The organism is Microbispora bryophytorum (assembly GCF_043197435.1).
GTDB classification, from domain to species: domain Bacteria; phylum Actinomycetota; class Actinomycetes; order Streptosporangiales; family Streptosporangiaceae; genus Microbispora; species Microbispora bryophytorum.
In genome coordinates this window covers 143,545-163,797 of sequence record NZ_JBICTF010000011.1, presented here as the reverse complement: position 1 = coordinate 163,797, position 20,253 = coordinate 143,545, and the positions used below count along the sequence as shown (strand labels likewise).

Annotated in this window: 17 protein-coding genes; 10 read left to right on the top strand and 7 right to left on the bottom strand. The window is 69.8% G+C overall.

The genetic code is table 11. The features are described from left to right. Position 1 precedes the first annotated feature (1 nt). From ACGFIB_RS31030 to ACGFIB_RS31015, 4 genes are read right to left on the bottom strand one after another with little or no spacing between them, the layout of a single operon-like run. On the bottom strand, positions 2 to 964 hold the full coding sequence (locus tag ACGFIB_RS31030; RefSeq protein ID WP_357238545.1) for a sulfate/molybdate ABC transporter ATP-binding protein: 963 nt from the start codon (positions 962 to 964) through the stop codon (positions 2 to 4). Beyond that, the gene (locus ACGFIB_RS31025) at positions 954 to 1,751 is read right to left on the bottom strand and encodes a sulfate ABC transporter permease subunit (protein ID WP_393376647.1); all 798 of its coding nucleotides are present in this window, start codon (positions 1,749 to 1,751) and stop codon (positions 954 to 956) included. Before ACGFIB_RS31025 ends, ACGFIB_RS31030 begins: the two co-directional genes overlap by 11 nt. Then, positions 1,744 to 2,568: a sulfate ABC transporter permease subunit CysT gene (gene cysT, locus ACGFIB_RS31020; protein WP_393376646.1), complete on the bottom strand. Its 825-nt coding sequence runs from the start codon at positions 2,566 to 2,568 to the stop codon at positions 1,744 to 1,746. The genes ACGFIB_RS31025 and cysT overlap by 8 nt, the downstream gene beginning before the upstream one ends. Before the next feature lie 8 nt (positions 2,569 to 2,576). After that, positions 2,577 to 3,596 carry a sulfate ABC transporter substrate-binding protein gene (locus ACGFIB_RS31015; RefSeq protein ID WP_357238549.1) on the bottom strand — a complete coding sequence of 340 codons (1,020 nt, stop codon included), beginning with the start codon at positions 3,594 to 3,596 and terminating at the stop codon, positions 2,577 to 2,579. Between the two features lie 225 nt (positions 3,597 to 3,821). Between ACGFIB_RS31015 and ACGFIB_RS31010 the strand changes: the two genes are divergently transcribed. After that, the gene (locus ACGFIB_RS31010) at positions 3,822 to 4,871 is read left to right on the top strand and encodes a chromosomal replication initiator protein DnaA (protein WP_393376644.1); all 1,050 of its coding nucleotides are present in this window, start codon (positions 3,822 to 3,824) and stop codon (positions 4,869 to 4,871) included. A 21-nt stretch (positions 4,872 to 4,892) separates the two neighbouring features. Here the strand turns inward: ACGFIB_RS31010 and ACGFIB_RS31005 are convergent, their stop codons facing one another. Both ACGFIB_RS31005 and ACGFIB_RS31000 read right to left on the bottom strand, forming a co-directional pair. Then, entirely contained in the window at positions 4,893 to 6,308 is a 1,416-nt protein-coding gene (locus tag ACGFIB_RS31005) for an LCP family protein (RefSeq protein WP_393376642.1), read from the bottom strand. 126 nt (positions 6,309 to 6,434) lie between these two features. After that, the gene (locus tag ACGFIB_RS31000) at positions 6,435 to 7,448 is read right to left on the bottom strand and encodes a LacI family DNA-binding transcriptional regulator (protein WP_357238555.1); all 1,014 of its coding nucleotides are present in this window, start codon (positions 7,446 to 7,448) and stop codon (positions 6,435 to 6,437) included. Between the two features lie 167 nt (positions 7,449 to 7,615). Between ACGFIB_RS31000 and ACGFIB_RS30995 the strand changes: the two genes are divergently transcribed. From ACGFIB_RS30995 to ACGFIB_RS30955, 9 genes are all read left to right on the top strand, one after another. Beyond that, positions 7,616 to 9,382, top strand: coding sequence for an ABC transporter substrate-binding protein (locus tag ACGFIB_RS30995; protein WP_393376640.1), 1,767 nt, complete (start codon positions 7,616 to 7,618; stop codon positions 9,380 to 9,382). 69 nt (positions 9,383 to 9,451) lie between these two features. Continuing rightward, a complete protein-coding gene (locus tag ACGFIB_RS30990; RefSeq protein ID WP_142573546.1) occupies positions 9,452 to 10,444 on the top strand; it encodes an ABC transporter permease in 993 nt (330 codons plus the stop codon). After that, the gene (locus tag ACGFIB_RS30985) at positions 10,441 to 11,295 is read left to right on the top strand and encodes an ABC transporter permease (protein ID WP_393376638.1); all 855 of its coding nucleotides are present in this window, start codon (positions 10,441 to 10,443) and stop codon (positions 11,293 to 11,295) included. The genes ACGFIB_RS30990 and ACGFIB_RS30985 overlap by 4 nt, the downstream gene beginning before the upstream one ends. Position 11,296: 1 nt before the next feature. Next, a complete protein-coding gene (locus ACGFIB_RS30980) occupies positions 11,297 to 12,241 on the top strand; it encodes an ABC transporter ATP-binding protein (RefSeq protein ID WP_357238561.1) in 945 nt (314 codons plus the stop codon). Continuing rightward, entirely contained in the window at positions 12,242 to 13,168 is a 927-nt protein-coding gene (locus tag ACGFIB_RS30975) for an ABC transporter ATP-binding protein (protein ID WP_357238563.1), read from the top strand. Continuing rightward, positions 13,165 to 15,558: a glycoside hydrolase family 2 protein gene (locus ACGFIB_RS30970; protein ID WP_393376636.1), complete on the top strand. Its 2,394-nt coding sequence runs from the start codon at positions 13,165 to 13,167 to the stop codon at positions 15,556 to 15,558. The genes ACGFIB_RS30975 and ACGFIB_RS30970 overlap by 4 nt, the downstream gene beginning before the upstream one ends. A gap of 35 nt (positions 15,559 to 15,593) precedes the next feature. Continuing rightward, positions 15,594 to 16,712 carry a mannose-6-phosphate isomerase, class I gene (manA, locus tag ACGFIB_RS30965; RefSeq protein ID WP_357238567.1) on the top strand — a complete coding sequence of 373 codons (1,119 nt, stop codon included), beginning with the start codon at positions 15,594 to 15,596 and terminating at the stop codon, positions 16,710 to 16,712. A gap of 97 nt (positions 16,713 to 16,809) precedes the next feature. Beyond that, on the top strand, positions 16,810 to 17,865 hold the full coding sequence (locus tag ACGFIB_RS30960; RefSeq protein ID WP_357265257.1) for a polysaccharide deacetylase family protein: 1,056 nt from the start codon (positions 16,810 to 16,812) through the stop codon (positions 17,863 to 17,865). A gap of 40 nt (positions 17,866 to 17,905) precedes the next feature. After that, positions 17,906 to 18,691, top strand: coding sequence for a CPBP family intramembrane glutamic endopeptidase (locus tag ACGFIB_RS30955; RefSeq protein ID WP_357265255.1), 786 nt, complete (start codon positions 17,906 to 17,908; stop codon positions 18,689 to 18,691). A 602-nt stretch (positions 18,692 to 19,293) separates the two neighbouring features. Here ACGFIB_RS30955 and ACGFIB_RS30950 read toward each other — a convergent pair. Next, positions 19,294 to 20,022, bottom strand: coding sequence for a maleylpyruvate isomerase family mycothiol-dependent enzyme (locus ACGFIB_RS30950; RefSeq protein ID WP_357265253.1), 729 nt, complete (start codon positions 20,020 to 20,022; stop codon positions 19,294 to 19,296). Positions 20,023 to 20,253 lie beyond the last annotated feature (231 nt).

Here is a 20,253-nt window from a genome sequence, read left to right as displayed (position 1 = left end):
GTCACAGCGCGAGGGCCAGGGATCGGGCGCCGGGCGCGGGTCTGAGGTGCACGGTGTCGCCCGGCCCGAGACCGAGCCGGTCGGCCTGCTCCCGCGTCACCTGCACCCACGCCTCGTGCCCGCCGGTCTCCACCTCCACGCGGACCTCGAAGCCGAGCCGTACGACGCGGGACACCACGGCGGGGGAGCCGCCGTCGACGGGGTCCGGGCTGATCTCGATGTCGTGCGGGCGGACCAGGCTGCCGCCGATCTCGGTGACCGGGCCCAGGAAACGCATCACGAACGGGTTGGCCGGGTTGTCGTACACCTCGCCGGGGCTGCCGGCCTGCACGACCTCGCCCCCGGCCAGCACCACGATCGTGTCGGCGACCTCGATGGCCTCCTCCTGGTCGTGGGTGACGAACACGGTGGTGACGTGGACCTCGTCGTGCAGCCGGCGCAGCCACGTGCGCAGCTCCTTGCGCACCTGCGCGTCGAGGGCGCCGAACGGTTCGTCCAGCAGCAGCACCTGGGGCTCCACCGCGAGGGCCCGGGCCAGGGCCATGCGCTGGCGCTGCCCGCCCGACAGCTGGGACGGGTAGCGGTCGGCCAGTTTCTCCAGGTGGACCAGCTCCAGCAGTTCCATGACGCGTCTGCGGATCTCGTCCTTGGGCCGCTTGCGGATCTCCAGCCCGAAGGCCACGTTGCGGAAGACCGTGAGGTGCTTGAAGGCGGCGTAGTGCTGGAACACGAAGCCGACGCCCCGCCGCTGCGGGGACAGCCGGGTGGCGTCGACGCCGGAGATCCGCACCGTGCCGGTGTCGGGCCGCTCCAGGCCGGCGATCACCCGCAGCAGTGTCGACTTCCCCCCGCCGCTCGGGCCGAGCAGGGCGGTGAGCGACCCCGCGGCGACGTCCAGCGACACGTCGTGCAGGACGGGGGTCGTCCCGAACGACTTGTTCACGTCGCGTACCTCAATTGCCATCGATGCGATCCTTCGGGCGCAGGAGCTTGGTGAGCAGCAGGGTGACCACGGCGATCAGGGCGAGGGCCGTGGCGGCGGCGAACGCGGCCGGCTGGTCGAAGTTCTGGAACCGCTCCTCCACGAACAGCGTCAGCGTCTGGGTCTGGTCCACGAGGCGGCCCGAGACCACCGCGACCGCGCCGTACTCGCCGAGCGAACGGGCCAGGCAGAGCACGATGCCGTAGCCGAGGGCCCAGCGGATGCCGGGGAGCGTGATGCGGACGAACGTCTGGAGGTGGCTCGCGCCCAGCGTGTGCGCGGCCTGCTCCTGCTCGTCGCCGAGCTCCTCAAGGACCGGTACGACGGCTCGCACGACGAGGGGCAGCGCCACGAACACCGTGGCGATCACCATGCCGGGAGTGGAGAAGATCACCTGAACTCCCCAGCTCTCCAGCAGGCCGCCGACCGGGGAGAACCGGCCGTACACGAGGATGAGCGCGAGCCCGACGACGACCGGCGAGACGGCCATCGGCAGGTCGATGAACGCCCCCAGCAGGCGCTTGCCCGGGAACTGGTGCCGGACGAGCAGGAGTGCGGCGCCGACCCCGAAGACCGTGTTGGCCAGGACCGCCCAGCCGGCGACGACGATCGTGACCTTGAAGGCGTGCAGGGCCGACGGGGAGGTCAGCGCATCGACGAACGGCCCGAGACCGTCGCCGAAGGTCCGCCAGGTGATCAGCGCGACGGGCAGCACCAGCAGGAACAGAACGTAGACGACGGTGACCCCGCGCAGGACGTGCTTAGCCACGGCGGCTCCCCCAACGCTGCAGGATGTCGAGCGTGATCAGCGCGACCAGGGCCACCACGAGCAGGACCGTCGAGATCGCGGCCGCGCCGGTGGTGTCGTCGCCCTCGATCTGGCTGAAGATGTTCACCGCCGCGACCTGCGTCTTGAACGGCAGGTTGCCCGAGATGAGCACGGTCGAGCCGAACTCGGCGATCGCCCGGGTGAAGGCGAGAGCGGTGCCGGACAGCATCGCGGGGATCAGGTTCGGCAGGATGACCCGGCGGAAGGTCTGGAACGGGCCCGCGCCGAGGGACGCCGCGGCCTGCTCCATCTCCGTGTCGAGCTCCAGCAGGACCGGCTGCACCGTACGGACGACGAACGGCAGCGTGACGAACAGCAGGGCCAGCACGACTCCGGCCCTGCTGTAGGCCAGATTGATCCCGAGCGGGGACTGCGGGCCGTACAACGCGAGCAGGACGAGACCGGCGACGATGGTCGGCAGCGCGAACGGCAGGTCGATGATCGTGTCGAGCACCGCCCGGCCGGGGAAGCGGTCGCGGACCAGCACCCAGGCGATGACCGTGCCCATGACCAGGTTGACCAGGGCGACGAGCGCCGAGGCGCCGATGGTCAGGGTGAGCGCCGCCCAGGCGTCGGGGGTGGTGACCGAACGCCAGAAATACCCGGGCCCCTCACCGGCCGAGCGCCAGACGACGGCGGCCAGTGGGATCAGCACGATCAGGCTCAGGTACAGCACCGCGGTGCCGAGGCCGGCGGCGGTGCCGCCGGTCAGGCGCCGGACCGGGCGTGCGGTGATCGCGGTCGCTTCCCGCGTCACTTCGAGCGTCATTTTTCGGTCGCCACGCCGAGCTTGCGTTCGATCTCCGCGACCTTGCCGGTCGTGGAGTCGAAGAAGTCGGCCGTGAGCTTGTCCCAGCCGCCGAGGTCCTGGATCGTGAACAGCTGCGGCGGGGCGGGCCAGTCGAAGCCGGTCACGCCGTCGACGACCGGGCGGTAGCCGTTCTTGGCGAAGATCGTCTGAGCCTCGTTCGAGTAGAGGTACGTGAGGAAGGCCGCGGCCTCCTGGGGGTGGGCGCTGTTCTTCGTCACGGCCACCGGGTTCTCGATCTGGAGCGTCGAGTCCGGGACCGTGTAGTCGATCTCCTGGTTGTTCTGCTGAGCGAAGATCGCCTCGTTCTCGTACGTGATGATCGCGTCGCCCTTGCCGCCCGTGAAGGTCTGCAGCGACTTGCGTCCGCTGTCGTCCTGGACCGGCACGTTCTTGAGCAGCGCGTCCAGGTAGGCGAGCCCGGCGGCCTGGTCGGCGCCCTTGTTCGACTTGGCGCCGTAGCCCGCGAGCAGGTTCCAGCGGGCGCCGCCAGAGGTGAAGGGGTTCGGCGTGATGACCTCGACTCCGGGCTTGACGAGGTCGTCCCAGGTCTTGATGCCCTTCGGGTTGCCCTTGCGGGTGCCGATGACGACGACGGACTTGGTGAGGATCCCCTTGCTGGGACCGGAGTTCCAGTCCGGCGCGACGATGCCGGCCTTCACGAGACGGGTGATGTCGGTCTCCAGGGAGAACTCGACGATGTCCGCCTTGAGCCCGTTCGCCACGGCGCGGCTCTGGTCGCCGGACGCGCCGTACGACTGGGTGAAGGTGATGTTCTTGCCTTCGGGCGTCTTCTGGAACGCCTTGATGACGTCCTCGAACGCCGCCTGGGGGGTGGAGTAGGCGACCAGCGCCAACTGGACCTTGTCGCCGCCGCCGTTGCCCCCGCCGGCGTTGTCGTCTCCCCCGCAGGCGGTGACCAGGGTGGTCGTCGCCATGACGGCGGCTGCGATGGCCCCGAGCCTGCGTACTGTCATGCCCGTCCTCTATTCCGGAGATTCCTACCAAGTCAGTCGGTTTAGTCGATATTAAAGACCGTTCCAGGAATCCCGTCAAGCCCGATGGGTTTGCTGGGTTTGTGACGGACGTGACAAACCTGCTTCCAGTGATTGTTGTGAAATTTCCAGACAGGACGTGTCGACCAGTGCTAGGAACGTTCGCTATTGGGACACGACCCAAAAGCTCACTGAGGAAGGACCTTCATGCGCGACCCGGTCACCGAGGACGCCTACGAGCAGGACGGCTCATACATCCGGCCGTACATCACGGGCGAAGGCCAATACGGCGGGGAGGGAGACCGGTTCTGGTCCGAGGAGCAGGACGAACACGCTCTCGACGGCAGGCCGGACGACGGCGGGGACGTGTTGTCGGAGGACTGGCGGCCGGACCAGCCCGCGCAGACTCCCGCCGACCACGCCGACTACGACGACTACGCCGCCGGGCGCACCGCCCGGCTCCACGCGGAGCATCCGGTGGACGACGAGTACCCGGTGGGCGACGACTACCCGGTGGGCGACGAGCACCTGGCGCGCGAGGAGCGCCTGACGGGCGACGGCGACACCGATCCGCGCGGCTTCCTCGGCTCGGGCTGGCGCAACGCCCCCGACCCCGACGATGACGACGACGAGCGTTCAGGGCGCGGCGGGATGCTGCTGCGGACCGGGCTGATCGCCGTCGGCGCCCTGGGCGTGATCTGGGCGCTGGCGCTGTGGGTCGGGCAGCCCTCCGGAACGGAGTGCGAGGACGGGGCGAGCTGCGCGGCCAAGGCGGGGACGGCCGCGACGGCACCGGTCTCGCCCGCACCCGGCGACGACGCCGCGGCGGGGGAGCCGACCGACGAGCCCACGGACGTCACCGACGACGCGGCGCCCACCGACGCCCCTACCGGCCTCCCCACCGACGCCCCCACGGCCGAACCCGTACGGACCCGGCCCGGCACGTCCGGGACCTCGGCGCCGGCCGCGTCGTCGGCGCCCACACACGCGTCCCGGTCCCACGGGCAGGATTCCGGCTCCCGGGCCGACTCCACCCCGCGCCCGGTGCGCTCCCGCGTGTCGGTCGACACGCAACGGTCGTCCGCCGACGAGCGGTCGGACGGGCAGACCTCGCGGACGGACACCGGGAGGTCCGAGGAGCAGGCGGCCACGGCCCCCACGTCCGAGCCGGTCACCGAGCAGCCGACCACCGCGCCCGCTCCCGCCGAGGACACGTCGAACCGCGGCGGCGGTCTGTTCGGCTGGCTCTTCGGCTAGAACTCTTCCCGGACTCTTCTCCTAGGAGGCCGTGCAGCTGTCCTGGGTGGCGTCGAAGCCCTCCACGTCCTCGAGCGTCCTGGGGGGCTTCATCCCGTTCCAGTCGGCTCCGATCCCCAGCACGAGGGTCTGCGTGGTGGCCGTGCGCACCAGGCGGGACCGTGACTTCTTGAGTTCGCGGAACAGCCGGGACGCCCGGCTCTCGCCGTTGCCCGAGTAGGCCACCACGGTCTTGGCGTACGGCGTGGGCGCCTGCTCGACCTTGACGATGTGGTAGCCGCGCTGTTCCAGCTCGGCGGCCACCTGGGTGCCGAGCCCCTGCTGCCCGCTGCCGTTGCGCACCAGGACGTGGATCTGCGACTTCGGGATCTTCTGCTCGCCGCTCTTGACGTTCTTGGCGATCTGGTCGGCGGCGATCATCCTGAACAACCGCTGGGCCTGCGGCTGCACCCACTCGACCCGGCCGGGGTTGGTGATCGAGTAGCGCCAGGGGGTGGTGACGAAGCGGATCTGCCCCGCGGTCAGACCCTCCGCGCTCGTCGCGAGGTCCTTCATCACGCCGATCGTGAGGTCGGGGTCGGTGGTGATCGACTTGGTCGCCGCGTCGAGGAACCCGAACAGCGTCGCGGGGTTGGTCAGCGTCTCGCCGCTCATGGCCTCCTTGGCCATCGACGCGAGGAACATCTGCTGGCGCTGGATCCGGCCGATGTCGGAGCCGTCGCCGAGCGAGTAGCGGGCACGGACGTATCCGAGTGCCTGCTCGCCCTTGAGCGTCTGCCTGCCCGCGGGCAGGTCGAGCAGCGCCTTCTTGTCGTGGACGGCCTGCGGCAGGCAGACCTGCACGCCGCCCAGCGCGTTCACCATCGCCTTGAAGCCGGTGAAGTCGACCTTCACGAAGTGGTCGATGTGGATGTCGGTGAGGCCCTCGATCGTTCTCCAGGTGCAGGCGATGCCGCCGGAGTTGAACGACTCGTTGATCATTCCGACGTGCGGCCGCTGGCCCGGCAGGTTGCCCTTCGCCGGGCAGGCGGGGAGGCGGACGAGTGAGTCGCGCGGGAAGCTGATGAGCACCGCGCCGTCCCGGTTCGGGGAGATGTGCGCCACGATGATCGTGTCGGTGCGCTCGCCGGGGAACTTGCCGTATCTGGCGTTGGCGCCGTTGCGCTGGTCCGAGCCCACGATCAGCACGTTGAGCGCCTTGCTGATCTTCTGTGGGCGGGCCTCGCCCCCGAGATCCTTCTGGGTCACCGCCTCGTGCTTGACGTTGCCGCTCAGCGTGACGTAGCCGCCGACGGCGAACGTGGCGGCGCCGGTGAGCGCGCCCAGCGCTCCCGACACCGTGACCCACAGCCATGCCCGCCATTTGGGCGGTGTCCGGGGCGGCGGCGCCGGGAGGTCCTCCACCGGGGGGGCGGGACGGACGTCGACGTGACCCACTGTCGTGCTCCTGAGGGTCGGACCAGGCATTTCTCACCAGGTCGAGAGCCAGTAGCGGCAAACGGGGCCAAGTGTAGCGATCTCCCCTGAACGTCACCTTTCAAACGTAGTAACCACCGCGCAAGATCAAGCGGGCGGCGCCGTGCTGCCGCGGGTGGTCAGGCGCGGGGCCTGGTCCTCCAGCGGCCTGGTCTCCGCGCCGTCGATCAGCGCGAGCAGCCGCTGCGCCGCGTGCGCGCCGTACGCCGGGATGTCGCGGGTGAGCACGGTCAACGGCGGGCGGACGACCTGGCAGAGCGGGGAGTCGTCCCAGGCGACGATGGACAGGTCGCCCGGCACGTCGAGCCGCATCTCCTGGGCGACCGACAGGCCGGCCACGGCCATGATGTCGTTGTCGAAGACGATCGCCGTGGGCCGCTCGGATGAGCTGAGCAGCCGCCGTGTGGCCCGCGCGCCCTCCTCGCCCGTGTAGTCGGTGTGCACGATCGGGCAGGTGTCCAGCCCGAGGCCCGCGCAGACGTCGCCGAACGCCCGGTCGCGGATCGCCGTGTGCGACAGCCGGGGCAGTCCGGCGACGCGGGCGATCCGCCGGTGCCCGAGCGCGACGAGATACTCCACCGTCTCGCGCACGGCCGCGCTGTCGTCGGCCCAGACCGGCACGAGCGATCCGGCGGCCGAGGGATGCCCGAGGACGACGACGGGCATGCCCATCTCCTCCACCTGCGGCACGCGGGGATCGTCGAGGTGGAGGTCGACGAGGATGGCGCCGTCCACCCGGCCCTCCCCCCACCAGCGGCGGTAGACGCCCATCTCGGCCTCGTGGCCGCCGACCACCTGGAGCAGCAGCGCGTAGGAGCGGGCGGAGAGCTCCGCCTCGATGCCGCTGATCAGCTCCATGAAGAACGGCTCGACGCCGAGGAACCGGGCGGGCCGGCACAGGGCGAGGCCCACGGCGTGTGCGCGTGCGCCGTTGAGCGCCCTGGCCGCGATGTTGGGACGCCAGCCGATCTCGTTCGCAATGGCCAGGATGCGGGCCCTGGTGGCCTCGGACACCCCCGGCTGGCCGTTCAGGGCGTACGAGACCGCGCCCTTGGAGACTCCCGCCTGGCGTGCGATGTCCGCGATAGTCGGTCTTCTCACGTGTCCCCTCGAACTGAACCGGTCCAGTGACGCTCACCCTACTACCGTTACTTTGCCTCCATCTTGTTCCTATTGACACCGGCGACATCCGGATTTTACGGTCTCGGTACTTATCCGGTTCAGCACCAGCGAGCCGAACGTCATCGGGGCCTGGAAGGAGAGTCACCATGCGAAACCGATCGCGGTTTCTCATACCGGTGCTGGCGGCCGGCCTGCTGAGCGCGGCCTGCTCGGGAGGGAGCGGATCGTCCACGCCGACCGGCCCCGGAGGTGCGGCGGGAGGCGGCGCAGCCCCGGCGGATGGCGGCAGCGGGGCGCTGCCCCGCAACCAGACTCTCTACACCAGCGGCACCCAGTGGGGCCCGCCCGCGAACTGGAACCCGCTGCGCGAGTGGGACTTCGCCACCGGGACCAAGGGCCTGGTCTACGAGACGCTGTTCATGTACGACCCGAACACCGACAAGTTCACGCCCTGGCTGGCCGAGAGCGGCGACTGGACCGGCGAACTGGAGTACACGCTCAAGCTGCGCAAGGGCATCACCTGGTCGGACGGCAAGCCGTTCACGGCCGACGACGTGATCTTCACCTTCGAGCTCGGCAAGATGGAGACCGTCCCCTACCACCCGCTCTGGGACTGGATGAAGAGCGCCGAGAAGGTCGACGACTACACCGTCACGTTCACCTTCACCACGGCCAACCACCAGGAGTGGGCCAACCATCTCTACAGCCGGGCCATCGTCCCCAAGCACCTGTGGGAGGGGCGGTCCGAGGACGAGGTGATGAACGGCGTCAACGACAAGCCCGTCGGCACCGGTCCGTACGCCTACCAGTCCCACGACCAGGACCGCATGGTCTGGGTCAAGCGCGACGGCTGGTGGGCGACGAAGGCGTTGAACAAGGACGTCAAGCCCAAGTACGTCGTCGACATCGTCAACTCCAGCAACGAGGTCGCGATGGGCCTGCTGCTGCAGAAGGGCCTCGACGTCAGCAACAACTTCCTGCCGGGCATCGCCAATCTGGTCAAGGGCAGTTTCGGCATCAAGACCTACTACGACCAGCCGCCGTACATGCTGCCGGCGAACACCACCTGGATGTGGTTCAACACGGTGAAGAAGCCGATGGACGACAGGGAGTTCCGCAAGGCGGTCGCCTACGCCATCGACACCAAGAAGATCGTCGAGGGCGTCTACGGCAACCTGGTCAAGGCGTCCGACCCGTCCGGGCTGCTGCCGCAGTGGGACAAGTACGTCGACAAGAACGTCACCTCCAGGCTCGGCTTCTCCTACAACCCCGACAAGGCCAAGCAGCTGCTCGCCGACGCCGGCTACAAGGACCGCAACGGCGACGGGCTGGTGGAGTCGCCGAGCGGCGGCAGGATCTCGCTGAAGCTGATCGTGCCCGCCGGGTGGACCGACTGGATGGAGGCGGCCCGGGTCATCAGCTCCAGCGCCAAGGCCGCCGGCATCGACATCGAGGCCGACTTCCCCGACTACAACGCGCTCGTCGATGTGCGCAACCAGGGTAAGTACGACATCGTCCTCAACAACGACAAGCAGCTCGCGAACACCCCCTGGCTGTACTACGACTACCTGTTCCGCCTGCCGGTGCAGAAGCTGCAGACCACGACGAACTTCGGCCGGTACGAGAACAAGCGGGCGTGGGAGCTCACGCAGCAGCTCGACCAGGTCAAGCCCGAGGACGTCGCGGGCATGAAGAAGATCACCTCTGAGCTGCAGAAGATCCAGCTTGAGGACATGCCGGTCGTCCCGCTCTGGTACAACGGCCTGTGGTCCCAGACCACCGACTCGGCCTGGAAGAACTGGCCCAGCAGTGCGCCGAACACGCCGAAATACCCGCCGACGGTGTGGCGCAACTGGCTGGAGATGGGCGGCACGCTCATGCTCACCGAACTCCAGCCGGCCTCCGGAAGCTGATCTCCTCGCGCCTCCCTTCCACCCTGAGCACGGGAGGGGGGCGCCGTTCCGCGACCGGGAGGTCGAACCTTGCGCCGCTATTTCGGCAGAAAACTTCTCATCTACGGCCTGACGTTCTTCGTGGCCGTGACCATCAACTGGATGATTCCGCGGTTCATGCCGGGCGACCCCGTGCAGAGCATGCTCTCGCGGGCGAACGTCGCGCAGCCGGCGGCCGTCGAAGCCATGCGGGCGCACTACACCGCGATGTTCGGCTTCGACCTGCCGCTGTGGCAGCAGTACCTCAACTTCTGGGGCTCGCTGCTGAAGGGCGACCTCGGCATCAGCATCTGGCTGTTCCCGACGCCGGTGTCCGACGTGATCATCCGGGCGGTTCCGTACACGCTGGGCCTGCTGATCCCGTCCATCCTGCTGAGCTGGTTCGCGGGCAACCGGTTCGGCGCCTTCGCCGCGCGGCGCAAGTGGCTCGACAACACCGTGCTCCCCGTCGGCTACGTGCTGACGGCCACGCCGTACATGTGGCTGGCGATCCTGCTGGCCTGGGCGCTCGGCATCGTCGCGGGCGTGTTCCCGGTCGCCGGGGCCTACGGCTTCGACCTGCGGCCGTCCCTGTCGTGGGAGTTCCTCGGCAGTCTCGCCCAGCACTGGTTCCTCCCGTTCGCCTCGCTGTTCCTGGTCGCGTTCGGCGGCTGGGCCATCGGCATGCGCAACATGATCATCTATGAGCTGGAGGCGGACTACGTCGACTACCTGCGGGCGCTCGGCGCGCCCGCGCGGCTGGTGCGGCGCTACGCCTTCAGGAACGCGATCCTGCCCCAGGTGACCGGCCTGGCCCTGCAACTCGGCGTGCTCGTGGCTGGCGCGCTGGTCACCGAAATCGTCTTCAGTTATCCCGGGCTGGGGCACCTGATCCTCCAGGCCATCCAGAACCAGGACTTCTTCCTGCTGCAGGGCACCTTCCTGTTCATCGTCATCGGCGTGCTGATCGCCAACTTCGTCATCGACATCGCGTACGTCCTGGTGGACCCGCGCACCCGGACCGGGATGGGAGGAGCGGCGTGAGAAACGGTCTTAGAAACGAGGCGCTGCACTTCGCGCTGCGCAACCGCAAACTGGTCGCCGGGACGATCATCGTCGCCGTGCTGCTCGTGGCCGGTCTGGCCGGGCCGATGCTGTTCGACCACGGGCCGAACGACTACGTCGGGCCCTCCATGGCGCCGCCGTCGGGGGAGTTCTGGTTCGGCACCACGACGTTCGGCCAGGACGTCTTCGCCCAGTTCGTGTACGGCCTGCGCTCGACGTTCCTCGTGGGCGTGCTCGGCGGCGTGCTGGCGGCGGTCGTCGGCATGGTCGTGGGGTTCGTCGCGGGCTACCGCGGCGGGTGGGCCGACGAACTGCTCACCATGCTCACCAACATCGTGCTCGTGCTGCCCGCGCTGGTGGTGCTGCTGATCGTCAACGCCTACCTGGGCGTGCGCAGCATCGGCGTGCAGGCGCTGTTCATCGGGCTGACCTCGTGGCCGTGGGCGGCGCGGGCGATCAGGGCGCAGACGTTCTCGCTGCGCTCGCGCGACTTCGTCGACCTCGCCCGGCTGAGCGGCGTGCGCACCCCGAGGATCATCCTCCAGGAGATCGCGCCGAACATGAGCTCGTACCTGTTCCTGACGTTCATCCTGCTGTTCGGCAGCTCGATCCTGATCGCCGCCTCGCTCGACTTCATCGGCCTCGGACCCACTGAAGGGGTCTCGCTCGGCCTGATGCTCAACAACGCCGCGCGCTGGAGCGCGCTCCAGCTCGGCCTGTGGTGGTGGTTCATCCCTCCGGGCGCCGGCATCACGGCGATCGTCGGCGCGCTCTACGTCATGAACGTCGGGCTGGACGAGGTGTTCAACCCGAAGCTGAGGGAGATGTGACGTGGCGCTGAATGTCACCGACCTCCGGGTCTACTACCGGACGCTGCGCGGCGAGGTGAAGGCGCTCGACGGCGTCACGTTCTCCGTCGCGGACGGCGAGATCATGGGCCTGGCCGGGGAGTCCGGCTCGGGCAAGTCCACGCTCGCCAAGAGCCTGATCCGGCTGGACGGCCGCATGCGGCACGCCGGCGGCACGGTGGAGCTGGACGGCAGGCAGATGCCGCTGTCGGACGACAGGGGGATGGACCGGTTCCGCTTCCGCGAGGTCTCGCTCATCCCGCAGTATTCGATGAGCGCGCTCAATCCGACCAGGAAGATCGGCAAGATGGTCGGGGAACTGCTGGAGTCGCGCGGCGAGCGGCCGGACAGGGCCGAGCTGGAGCGGCGGCTCGAACTGGTCGGCCTGTCGGGGGACGTGCTCGACCGCTATCCGATCGAGCTGTCCGGCGGCATGAAGCAGCGGGTGGTCATGGTCGTCTCCACGCTGCTGAACCCCTCGTTGCTGATCGCCGACGAGGTCACCTCCGCGCTCGACGTGTCCAGCCAGAAGGCCGTGGCCACGACGCTGCTCGGGTTCCGCGACCGCGGCCTGGTCACGAGCATGATGGTGGTCACCCACGACATCTCGCTCGTCTACCAGATCGCCGACACGATCATGGTGATGTACGCCGGGCGGCTGGCCGAGAAGGCCCCGGCCGACGTGCTCGTCACCGCCCCGCGGCATCCGTACACCGCGCAGCTCATCTCCGCGCTGCCCGAGGTGGGGGTGCGCCACGAGGACCGCCGGCTGACGGGCATCCCCGGCAGTCCGCCGTCCCTGCTCAAGCCGCCGGAGGGATGTCGGTTCCGCGACCGCTGCCCGCTCGCGTTCGACCGGTGCGCCGAGCAGCCGCCGTTCGCGGAGGTGGCCCCCGGCCACTTCGTCGCCTGCTGGAAGGCCGAATAGATGCTCAAGCTGGACGGTGTGTCCAAGACCTACCGCGTCGGCGCGTTCGGCGGGGGCGAGCTGAAGGCCGTCTCCGACGTCGGCTTCGAGGTCGGCGAGGGCGAGGTGGTCTCGCTCATCGGCGAGAGCGGCAGCGGCAAGAGCACGCTCGGCCGGATGATCCTGCGCCTCGCCTCGGTCAGCTCCGGCACGATCACCCTCGACGGCAGGGACATCTCCTCGATCAGGGACCGCAAGGAGTACTACCGCCAGGTGCAGGGCGTCTTCCAGGACCCCTTCAGCTGCTACAACCCCGTCTTCCGGGCCGACCGCGTCTTCACCATGATCAAGGAGCAGTACTTCCCCCGGGCCGGCGCGGACGAGTGGCGCACGCGTGTGGAGACCGCGCTGGAGAGCGTGCGGCTCGACCCCGGCAACGTGCTCGGCAAGTATCCCCACCAGCTCAGCGGCGGCCAGCTCCAGCGCATGCTGATCGCCAGGGCGGTGCTCCTCGACATCCGGCTGCTGGTCGCCGACGAGATCATCAGCATGCTCGACGCGTCGACCCGCATCGACGTGCTCAACCTGCTCGCCGACCTGCGGGCGCGCGGCCTCGGCATCCTGTTCGTCACGCACGACCTGTCGCTCGGCAACTACGTCAGCGACCGGACTGTCGTGCTCCGGCACGGGAAGGTCGTGGAGATGGGCCGCACAGACCTCGTCTTCGGCGCTCCGGCGCATCCGTACACGCGCTCGCTGCTGGCCTCGGTCCCGCGGCTGCACGCCAAGTGGACGGACGCCGAGGGGACGGACGCCGTGCCTGAGGACATGGTCGAGGACGCGCCGTGCGCGTACCACGAGGCGCCGCAGGAGAGCCGGACCCGTCCCGGGCTGGCCGAGATCGACAGTGATCACTATGTGGCGTGCGCCGGTAAGGAGAAAGCGTGAGCTCGTACCGTCCCCTGCGCGACGGGTGGACCGTCACCGCCGTGTCGTCGACCGGGCAGCTCCGGCCGGTGGTCGCGGGCCTGCCCGCGGCCGTTCCCGGTTGCGTCCACACCGACCTCCTCGCCGCCGGGCTGATCGAGGACCCGTACCTGGACGACAACGAGGACCGGCTGACCTGGATCGGGCGTACGGCGTGGTCGTACGAGACCACCTTCGTGTGGGACGGTACTGACGACGACCGGGCGGACCTCGTCTGCGAGGGACTCGACACGGCCGCCACGCTCGTGCTCAACGGCGTCGAGATCGGCACGACGGCCAACATGCACCGGTCGTACCGGTTCTCCGTGCGGCACCTGCTGCGCGCCGGCGAGAACACGCTCAAGATCCTGTTCGACCCGCCGTACGGGTACGCGGAGGCGCAGAGGGCGGCCCTCGGCGACCGCCCCGGCGCCTACACCGAGCCGTACCAGTTCATCAGGAAGATGGCCTGCAACTTCGGCTGGGACTGGGGACCGACGGTGGTCACCGCCGGGATCTGGCGGCCCATCGGCATCGAGACCTGGAGCGCCGCCCGGATCGCCGAGGTGCGGCCCTTCGCCTCGGCTGACGGCACCGTCGAGGTGCACGTGGCGGTCGAGCGCGCCACCGAGCGGCCGCTCACGCTCACCGCCTCGGTGGGTGGGATCATCGAGACCGTGACCATCGGCGCCGGGCAGCGCCGCGCGGTCGTCACGCTGACCGTGCCGGACCCGGAGCTGTGGTGGCCGCGCGGGTACGGCGAGCAGCCGCTGTACGACCTCGTGGTCCGGCTGGAGGACCAGGAGTGGACGGGCAGGATCGGATTCCGGTCGGTCGAACTCGACCGCGCCGACGACGCGTTCACCTTCGTGATCAACGGGAGGCCGGTCTTCGTCAAGGGCTTCAACTGGATTCCCGACGACTGCTTCCCCTCGCGCGTCACCCGCGAGCGTCTCGCCGAGCGGTTCGCCCAGGCGGCCGCCGCGGGCGCCAACTGCCTGCGGGTGTGGGGCGGCGGGATGTACGAGAGCGAGGACTTCTACGACCTCGCCGACGAGATGGGCCTGCTCGTCTGGCAGGACTTCCCGTTCGCCTGCGCCGCCTATCCCGAGGAGGGCCGCTTCACGGCGGAGGTGGAGGCCGAGGCCCGCGAGCACGTCGCCCGCCTGGCCCGCCACGCGAGCCTCGTGCTGTGGTGCGGCAACAACGAGAACATCGAGGGCCACGCCGACTGGGGCTGGCAGGACACGCTGGAGGGCCGCAGCTGGGGCGGCGGCTTCTACTACGACCTGCTGCCGCGCGTCGTCGCCGAACTCGACCCGACCCGGCCGTACTGGCCGGGCAGCCCCTACTCCGGATCCCCCGGCCTGCCGCCGAACGACCCGTCCAAGGGCACGGTCCACATCTGGACGGTCTGGAACCACCAGGACTACACCCACTACGCGACCTACACGCCGAGGTTCGTGGCCGAGTTCGGCTTCCAGGGGCCGCCGACGTACGCGACGCTGCGCGCCGCGGTCTCCGACGACCCGCTGACGCCGGTCTCCCCGGGGGTGACCCACCACCAGAAGGCCGTCGACGGCAACCTCAAGCTGCTGCGCGGCCTCGGCGCGCACCTGCCGCAGCCGGACGGGTTCGACGACTGGCACTACTACACCCAGCTCAACCAGGCCAGGGCGATGGCGTTCGGCATCGAGCGGTTCCGGGCGCTCGCGCCCCACTGCATGGGCACGATCGTGTGGCAGCTCAACGACTGCTGGCCGGTCACCTCCTGGGCGGCCGTGGACGGCGGCGGGCGGCGCAAGCCGCTGTGGCACGCGCTGCGCCGGGCGTACGCCGACCGGTTGCTGACCTTCCAGGGCGACCAGGGCGGCACGGTGGCGGTCGTCAACGACACCGACGAGCCGTGGTCGGGCGAGCTCGCCGTCGACCGGCTCACCCTGGCGGGGGAGATCCTGGCCAAGGAGCGCCTCGACGTGTCGGTCCCGGCGCGCGGCACGATGTCGGTGAAGCTGCCCGAGGGGGTCGCGCGCGCCGGGAACCCGGCGGGCGAGGTGCTGGTGGCCGCCCTCGACGACGTACGCGCGCTGCGGTTCCCGGGCGAGGACCCGGCCATGGACTACCCGCCGGCCGAGATGGACACGGTGGTCGAGGAAATCGAGGGCGGGCTGCGGGTGCGGGTGACCGCGCGGACGATCGTGCGCGAGCTGGCGCTCTTCCCCGACCGGCTCGACCCCCGCGCGACCGTGGACGACCAGCTCGTGACGCTGCTGCCGGGGGAGACCGCGGTCTTCCACGTGACGGGCGGCGAGGTGGACCCGGGCGCGCTGGTCCGTCACCCCGTGCTTCGATGCGTCAACGAATCCCGTTAGTCTCGGAACTCCCCCTTGACGCCCTAAGGACGCACGTGGACCTGCTCATCAACCCCATAAAGGACTACCCCTGGGGCTCCCGGACGGCCATCGCCGAGCTGACCGGGCGGTCCGCCTCGGGGCCGGAGGCCGAGTTGTGGATGGGCGCCCACCCGGCGGCGTCGTCCCGGCTGGTCAGGGACGGGGTCGAGACCGCGCTCGCCGACGCGGTGGCGGCCGACCCGGTGGGAACCCTCGGGGAGGCGGTCGCCGGGCGGTTCGGGGAGCGGCTGCCGTACCTGATGAAGCTGATCGCGGTGGACGCGCCGCTGTCGCTGCAGGTCCACCCCGACGCCGGGCAGGCCGCCGACGGTCACGCCCGGGGGGACGCGAACTACACCGACCCCTGGCACAAGCCGGAGCTGGTCTGCGCGCTCACGCCGTTCACCGGGCTGGCCGGGTTCCGGCCGCCCGAGCAGTCGGCGATGCTGGTCGAGCGGCTGCACGTCGACGCGCTGCGGCCCGTGGTCGCGGCGCTGCGGGGCGGCGACGTGCTCGGCGCGCTGCGGGTGCTGCTGGAGTGGCCCCGATCCGGGGGCACGTCGCGGCGCGAGCTGGTCGAGGCGGTGGTGTGGGCGGCCTCCGCCGTCCACACGCCCGACTACGCGCTGGTGGTGCGGCTGGCCCGGCGTTATCCGGAGGACCCGGCCGTGCTGGCGCCGCTGCTGATGCGTCGCCACACGCTGGCCCCCGGCGAGGCGCTGTTCCTCGGGGCCGGGGTGCTGCACTGCTACCTCGACGGCTTCGCCGTGGAGATCATGGCCTGCTCCGACAACGTGCTGCGGGCGGGCCTGACCGGCAAGCACATTGACGTGGAGGAGCTGCTGCGGATCACCGACGCCGGGAAGCAGCCCGTGGCGGTGGAGCCGGTCGGCGGTGCGTACGTGCCGCCGGTCCCGGAGTTCCTGCTCCGCAGGATCGTGCCCGGCGCGGCCGAGACGCTCCCGGGGGGCCTGCCGAGGATCGTGCTGTGCACCGAGGGCGTGGTGAACGTGGGCACGGCCGGCTCGGAGGTCAAGCTGCGGCCCGGCGAGTCGGCGTTCGCCGCCGCGTCGGAGGGCTCGGTCGAGCTCGGCGGGGACGGCGTCGCCTTCTGCGCCGAACCTCACCTGTGACTCACTTAGCGTGATGTTTGTCCTACGCCGCGTGATGTGAACACGTTCCGCGGGTAGGAGCCCCTCGTTGTCAAGCGCAACCCGACGAGGGGGATCCATGGGGCGCTTCAGGGTTGCCGGTATCGCTGCGGCGTCGTTGGGGGCGGTCGCGCTCTCCGCCTGCGCCGCAGGCGGGAGCAAGCACGTCACACACGCGAGCCCGGCCGGTCACCAGCAGAGCAACGCGGCGGCCGGTGCGGCGCAGCGCAAGTCCGAGACCGCCGCCGCCGCTCAGGTGAAGGCCAACGAGCTGGGGCAGGTCCCGGTGATCATGTATCACCGGATCGTCAATAACCCGCCACCGGGCGACGACCGCAGCCCGAAGGACTTCCGCGACGAGCTGGAACGGCTCGCGGCGGAGGACTACGTGCCGGTCACCGCGGCCGAGTACACCACCGGCAAGATCGACATTCCGGCGGGCAAGCACCCGGTGGTGCTGACCTTCGACGACTCCTCGCCCTCCCAGCTCACACTCGACGGCATGGGCAATCCGGCGCCGGACTGCGCGGTCGGCATCCTCATGGACGTCGCGAAGAAGCATCCGGGCTTCCGGCCGGTGGCGACCATGTACGTGATCAAGGACCTGTTCGGCAAGGCCCGGCAGGAGGAGCAGATCCAGGTCCTGCAGTGGCTCAAGGACCACAACTTCGACATCGGCAACCACACCCGCGACCATCTCAACCTGCTCGGCAAGCCGAAGGCCGAGGTGGAGAAGCAGGTCGCGGCCGGGCAGACGCTGATCACCGCACTGATCAAGACGCCGCCGGTCACGCTCGCCCTGCCGTACGGCAACCAGCCGCACGAGAAGAAGTGGGCGCTGCAGGGCGCGGACGGCGGCACCCGCTACGACTACAAGGGTGTGTTCCTCGCGGGCTACACCCCGTCGCCGTCGCCGTTCACCAAGGACTTCGACCCGGTCGGCATCCCGCGGATCAGGTCGAAGGAGAAGGTCGGCGACTGCAAGAAGTTCTGCTCGATGGCGTGGCTCGACTGGCTCAAGGCGAACCCCACCGACCGCTACACCTCGGACGGCAACCCCAACACGGTCGCCTTCCCGAAGTTCAAGGCGGCCTTCGTCGCGCCGTCGTTCACGTCCCGTGCACTGCCGTACTGACGGGGACGGATGACCGTGCGGGGGCGGCTACCCTGCCAGCATGGACGACGCCACCGCCGACGCGACCGCCCTGCGCGGACTCACCCCGCGGCTGATCGGCCCGGAGATCTTCGCGGTCTTCGCGGTATCGCTCGGCGCCAGCGCGCTGCTGTCGCTCATCCGCCTCATCGGCGCGCTGACCGCGCCGAAGGACCTGGGCGACCAGCACGCGGTGCTGGTCGGCTCGCTGGCCCCCGGCCGCCCGTGGCTGGATCTCTCGCTGCACCTCGCGGGGATCGCGGTGAACGTGGCGCCCGTGGGGCTCGTCGCCTACCTGCTGGCCCGATCGGGCGAGTCGATGGGCACGATCGGGGCCGACTGGCGCGAGCCGGGCCGCGACACGCTGCGCGGCGCCGTGCTGGCGGCGGTGATCGGCGGCAGCGGGCTGCTGTTCTACCTGTTCGCCTTCCAGTCCGGGATCAACCTGAACGTCGTGCCCGACAGCCTGCCGGACATCTGGTGGCGGATCCCGGTCCTGGTGGCCGAGGCGGCCCAGAACGGCGTGCTGGAGGAGGTGCTGGTCGCCGGTTATCTGCTGCATCGGCTGCGGCAGCGGGGCTGGTCGCCGTGGCGAGCGCTGGGGGCGTCGGCCGTCCTGCGCGGCTCCTACCACCTCTACCAGGGCTTCGGCGGCTTCGTCGGCAACATCGTGATGGGTGTGGTCTTCGGCCGGCTCTACCAGCGCTGGGGGCGGACCATGCCGCTGATCATCGCGCACACGCTGATCGACGTGGTGGCCTTCGTCGGGTACGGCCTGCTGCGCGGTCGCGTTTCCTGGCTGCCCTGATCTCCTGTCTAATCGGGCGGAATGCGTTCTCTCCGGCGCGCCTGATTGATTTGGGCCCGATCCCGGTACATCGTTGACGGGCCGCCGCACGTCCGGATCCCCCCGGGCAAAACCGGCCTGTCCTGGCCGCATTTTTCATTCGGGGAATTCGCATGAAGCGTTTATCGATACGCATTTCATATTCGGTGCGCCGGCGCGCCGCCGTCGACCGCCGGCCCGGTGGTCCCACCCGGCCGCCCGGCCGCGAACGTCCGGCCGGCCTGCCGTACCGGCGCCCAGTTGGAGGCCCGGTAGGAGGCGCTGCGGGAGGGCCGGTGAGAGGTGGAGCCGCATGCCGGGGCTCCGCCGCGCCCGTCACCGCGCGTGCCGTCACTCCGAGGGCTGTGACCGTGTGTGCGGCCGTGTCCGCGCGGCCCGCTTCCGGGAACACCGGGTCGTGGGCGGCGGTCCCGCCGCGACAGGGGACGAGTGGCTTATTACCACCGGTGCCGAGGGCGCGGTCCGATCCGTTATGTCCGCACGCCGGGTGCCCGTAGGGGCGCCCGGCGTGTTGTCTTTGTGCCGGTTGTCTTCGCGCCGGGTCCCGGTCTCCCGCGGGCCGCTCAGGCGAGGCAGCGCAGCGCGCTCCTGACGCGATCGTCGAGACGATGCCCGGCGGGCAGACGCCCGACCGTCGCCTCGACGAACTCCTCGGGGGAGAGATCGGCGGTCAGGCCGTCGTCCACCTGCACCTGCACCCGGCCGCAGGCGCGTTCGACCCGCGCCGGGGACCCCTGCTCCTCCAGCACGAACATGCCGAATCGGACCCGCCAGCCGAGACGGTCGCCGGCCTCGTCGGGCGGCACAGGGGCTGCGACGTCGTCGGCGTGCGTGGCGTACTCCGAGGCGTAGTGGAAGGCCTGGAGACCGGCCGGGTAGGGGCCGGCCGACGTGTGCAGCGTGCCGTCGCGGCCGAGGGCGCGCATCCGCCTTCGCGTCTCCCCGTTCCTGGTCCGCCACTCGTCGAGCACCTGCTCCACCGGCAGGCCCTGCCGCTTGCGCACGCACCATTCGTTGAAGCCGTCGAAGCCGCCGCCCACACCCTCGTGTTCGAGCAGTTCGTAGAACCCGTCGATGTCGTCGTCCAGGCACGCGTGGTTGTACGACTCCTCGCCGGCCAGGTGGGCGAGCACGTCGCGCACGGTCCAGCCGTCGCACCGGGAGGGGCGGTTCCAGCCGTCCTCGTCGAGGGAGGAGCCGAGGGAGGAGAAGAAGCGGTCCAGCCGCGCCGCCTCGGTGTCGAAGATGTCGAAGGGGTCGAGCCCCGCCAGTTCGTCCCGTGCTGAGGTCATGCCTGGGCCGTACCCTGACCTGCCCCGCCCTCACTTCGCGACCGTACGGCCAGCGGCATCGGGCGGTGTCATGACATTTCTCTTATAAAGCGGACATTTAAACCTGCGGTGGCCTCAACAATGCGTAGGGGAAGGGAAAGATCGGGCTTAGCTCGTTTGTCCGGTGATCTGTGTGGAAACCCCGAGATCGATACGCACGGTGGTTGTTCTCTGGTTGTTCTAGGGGGAAAA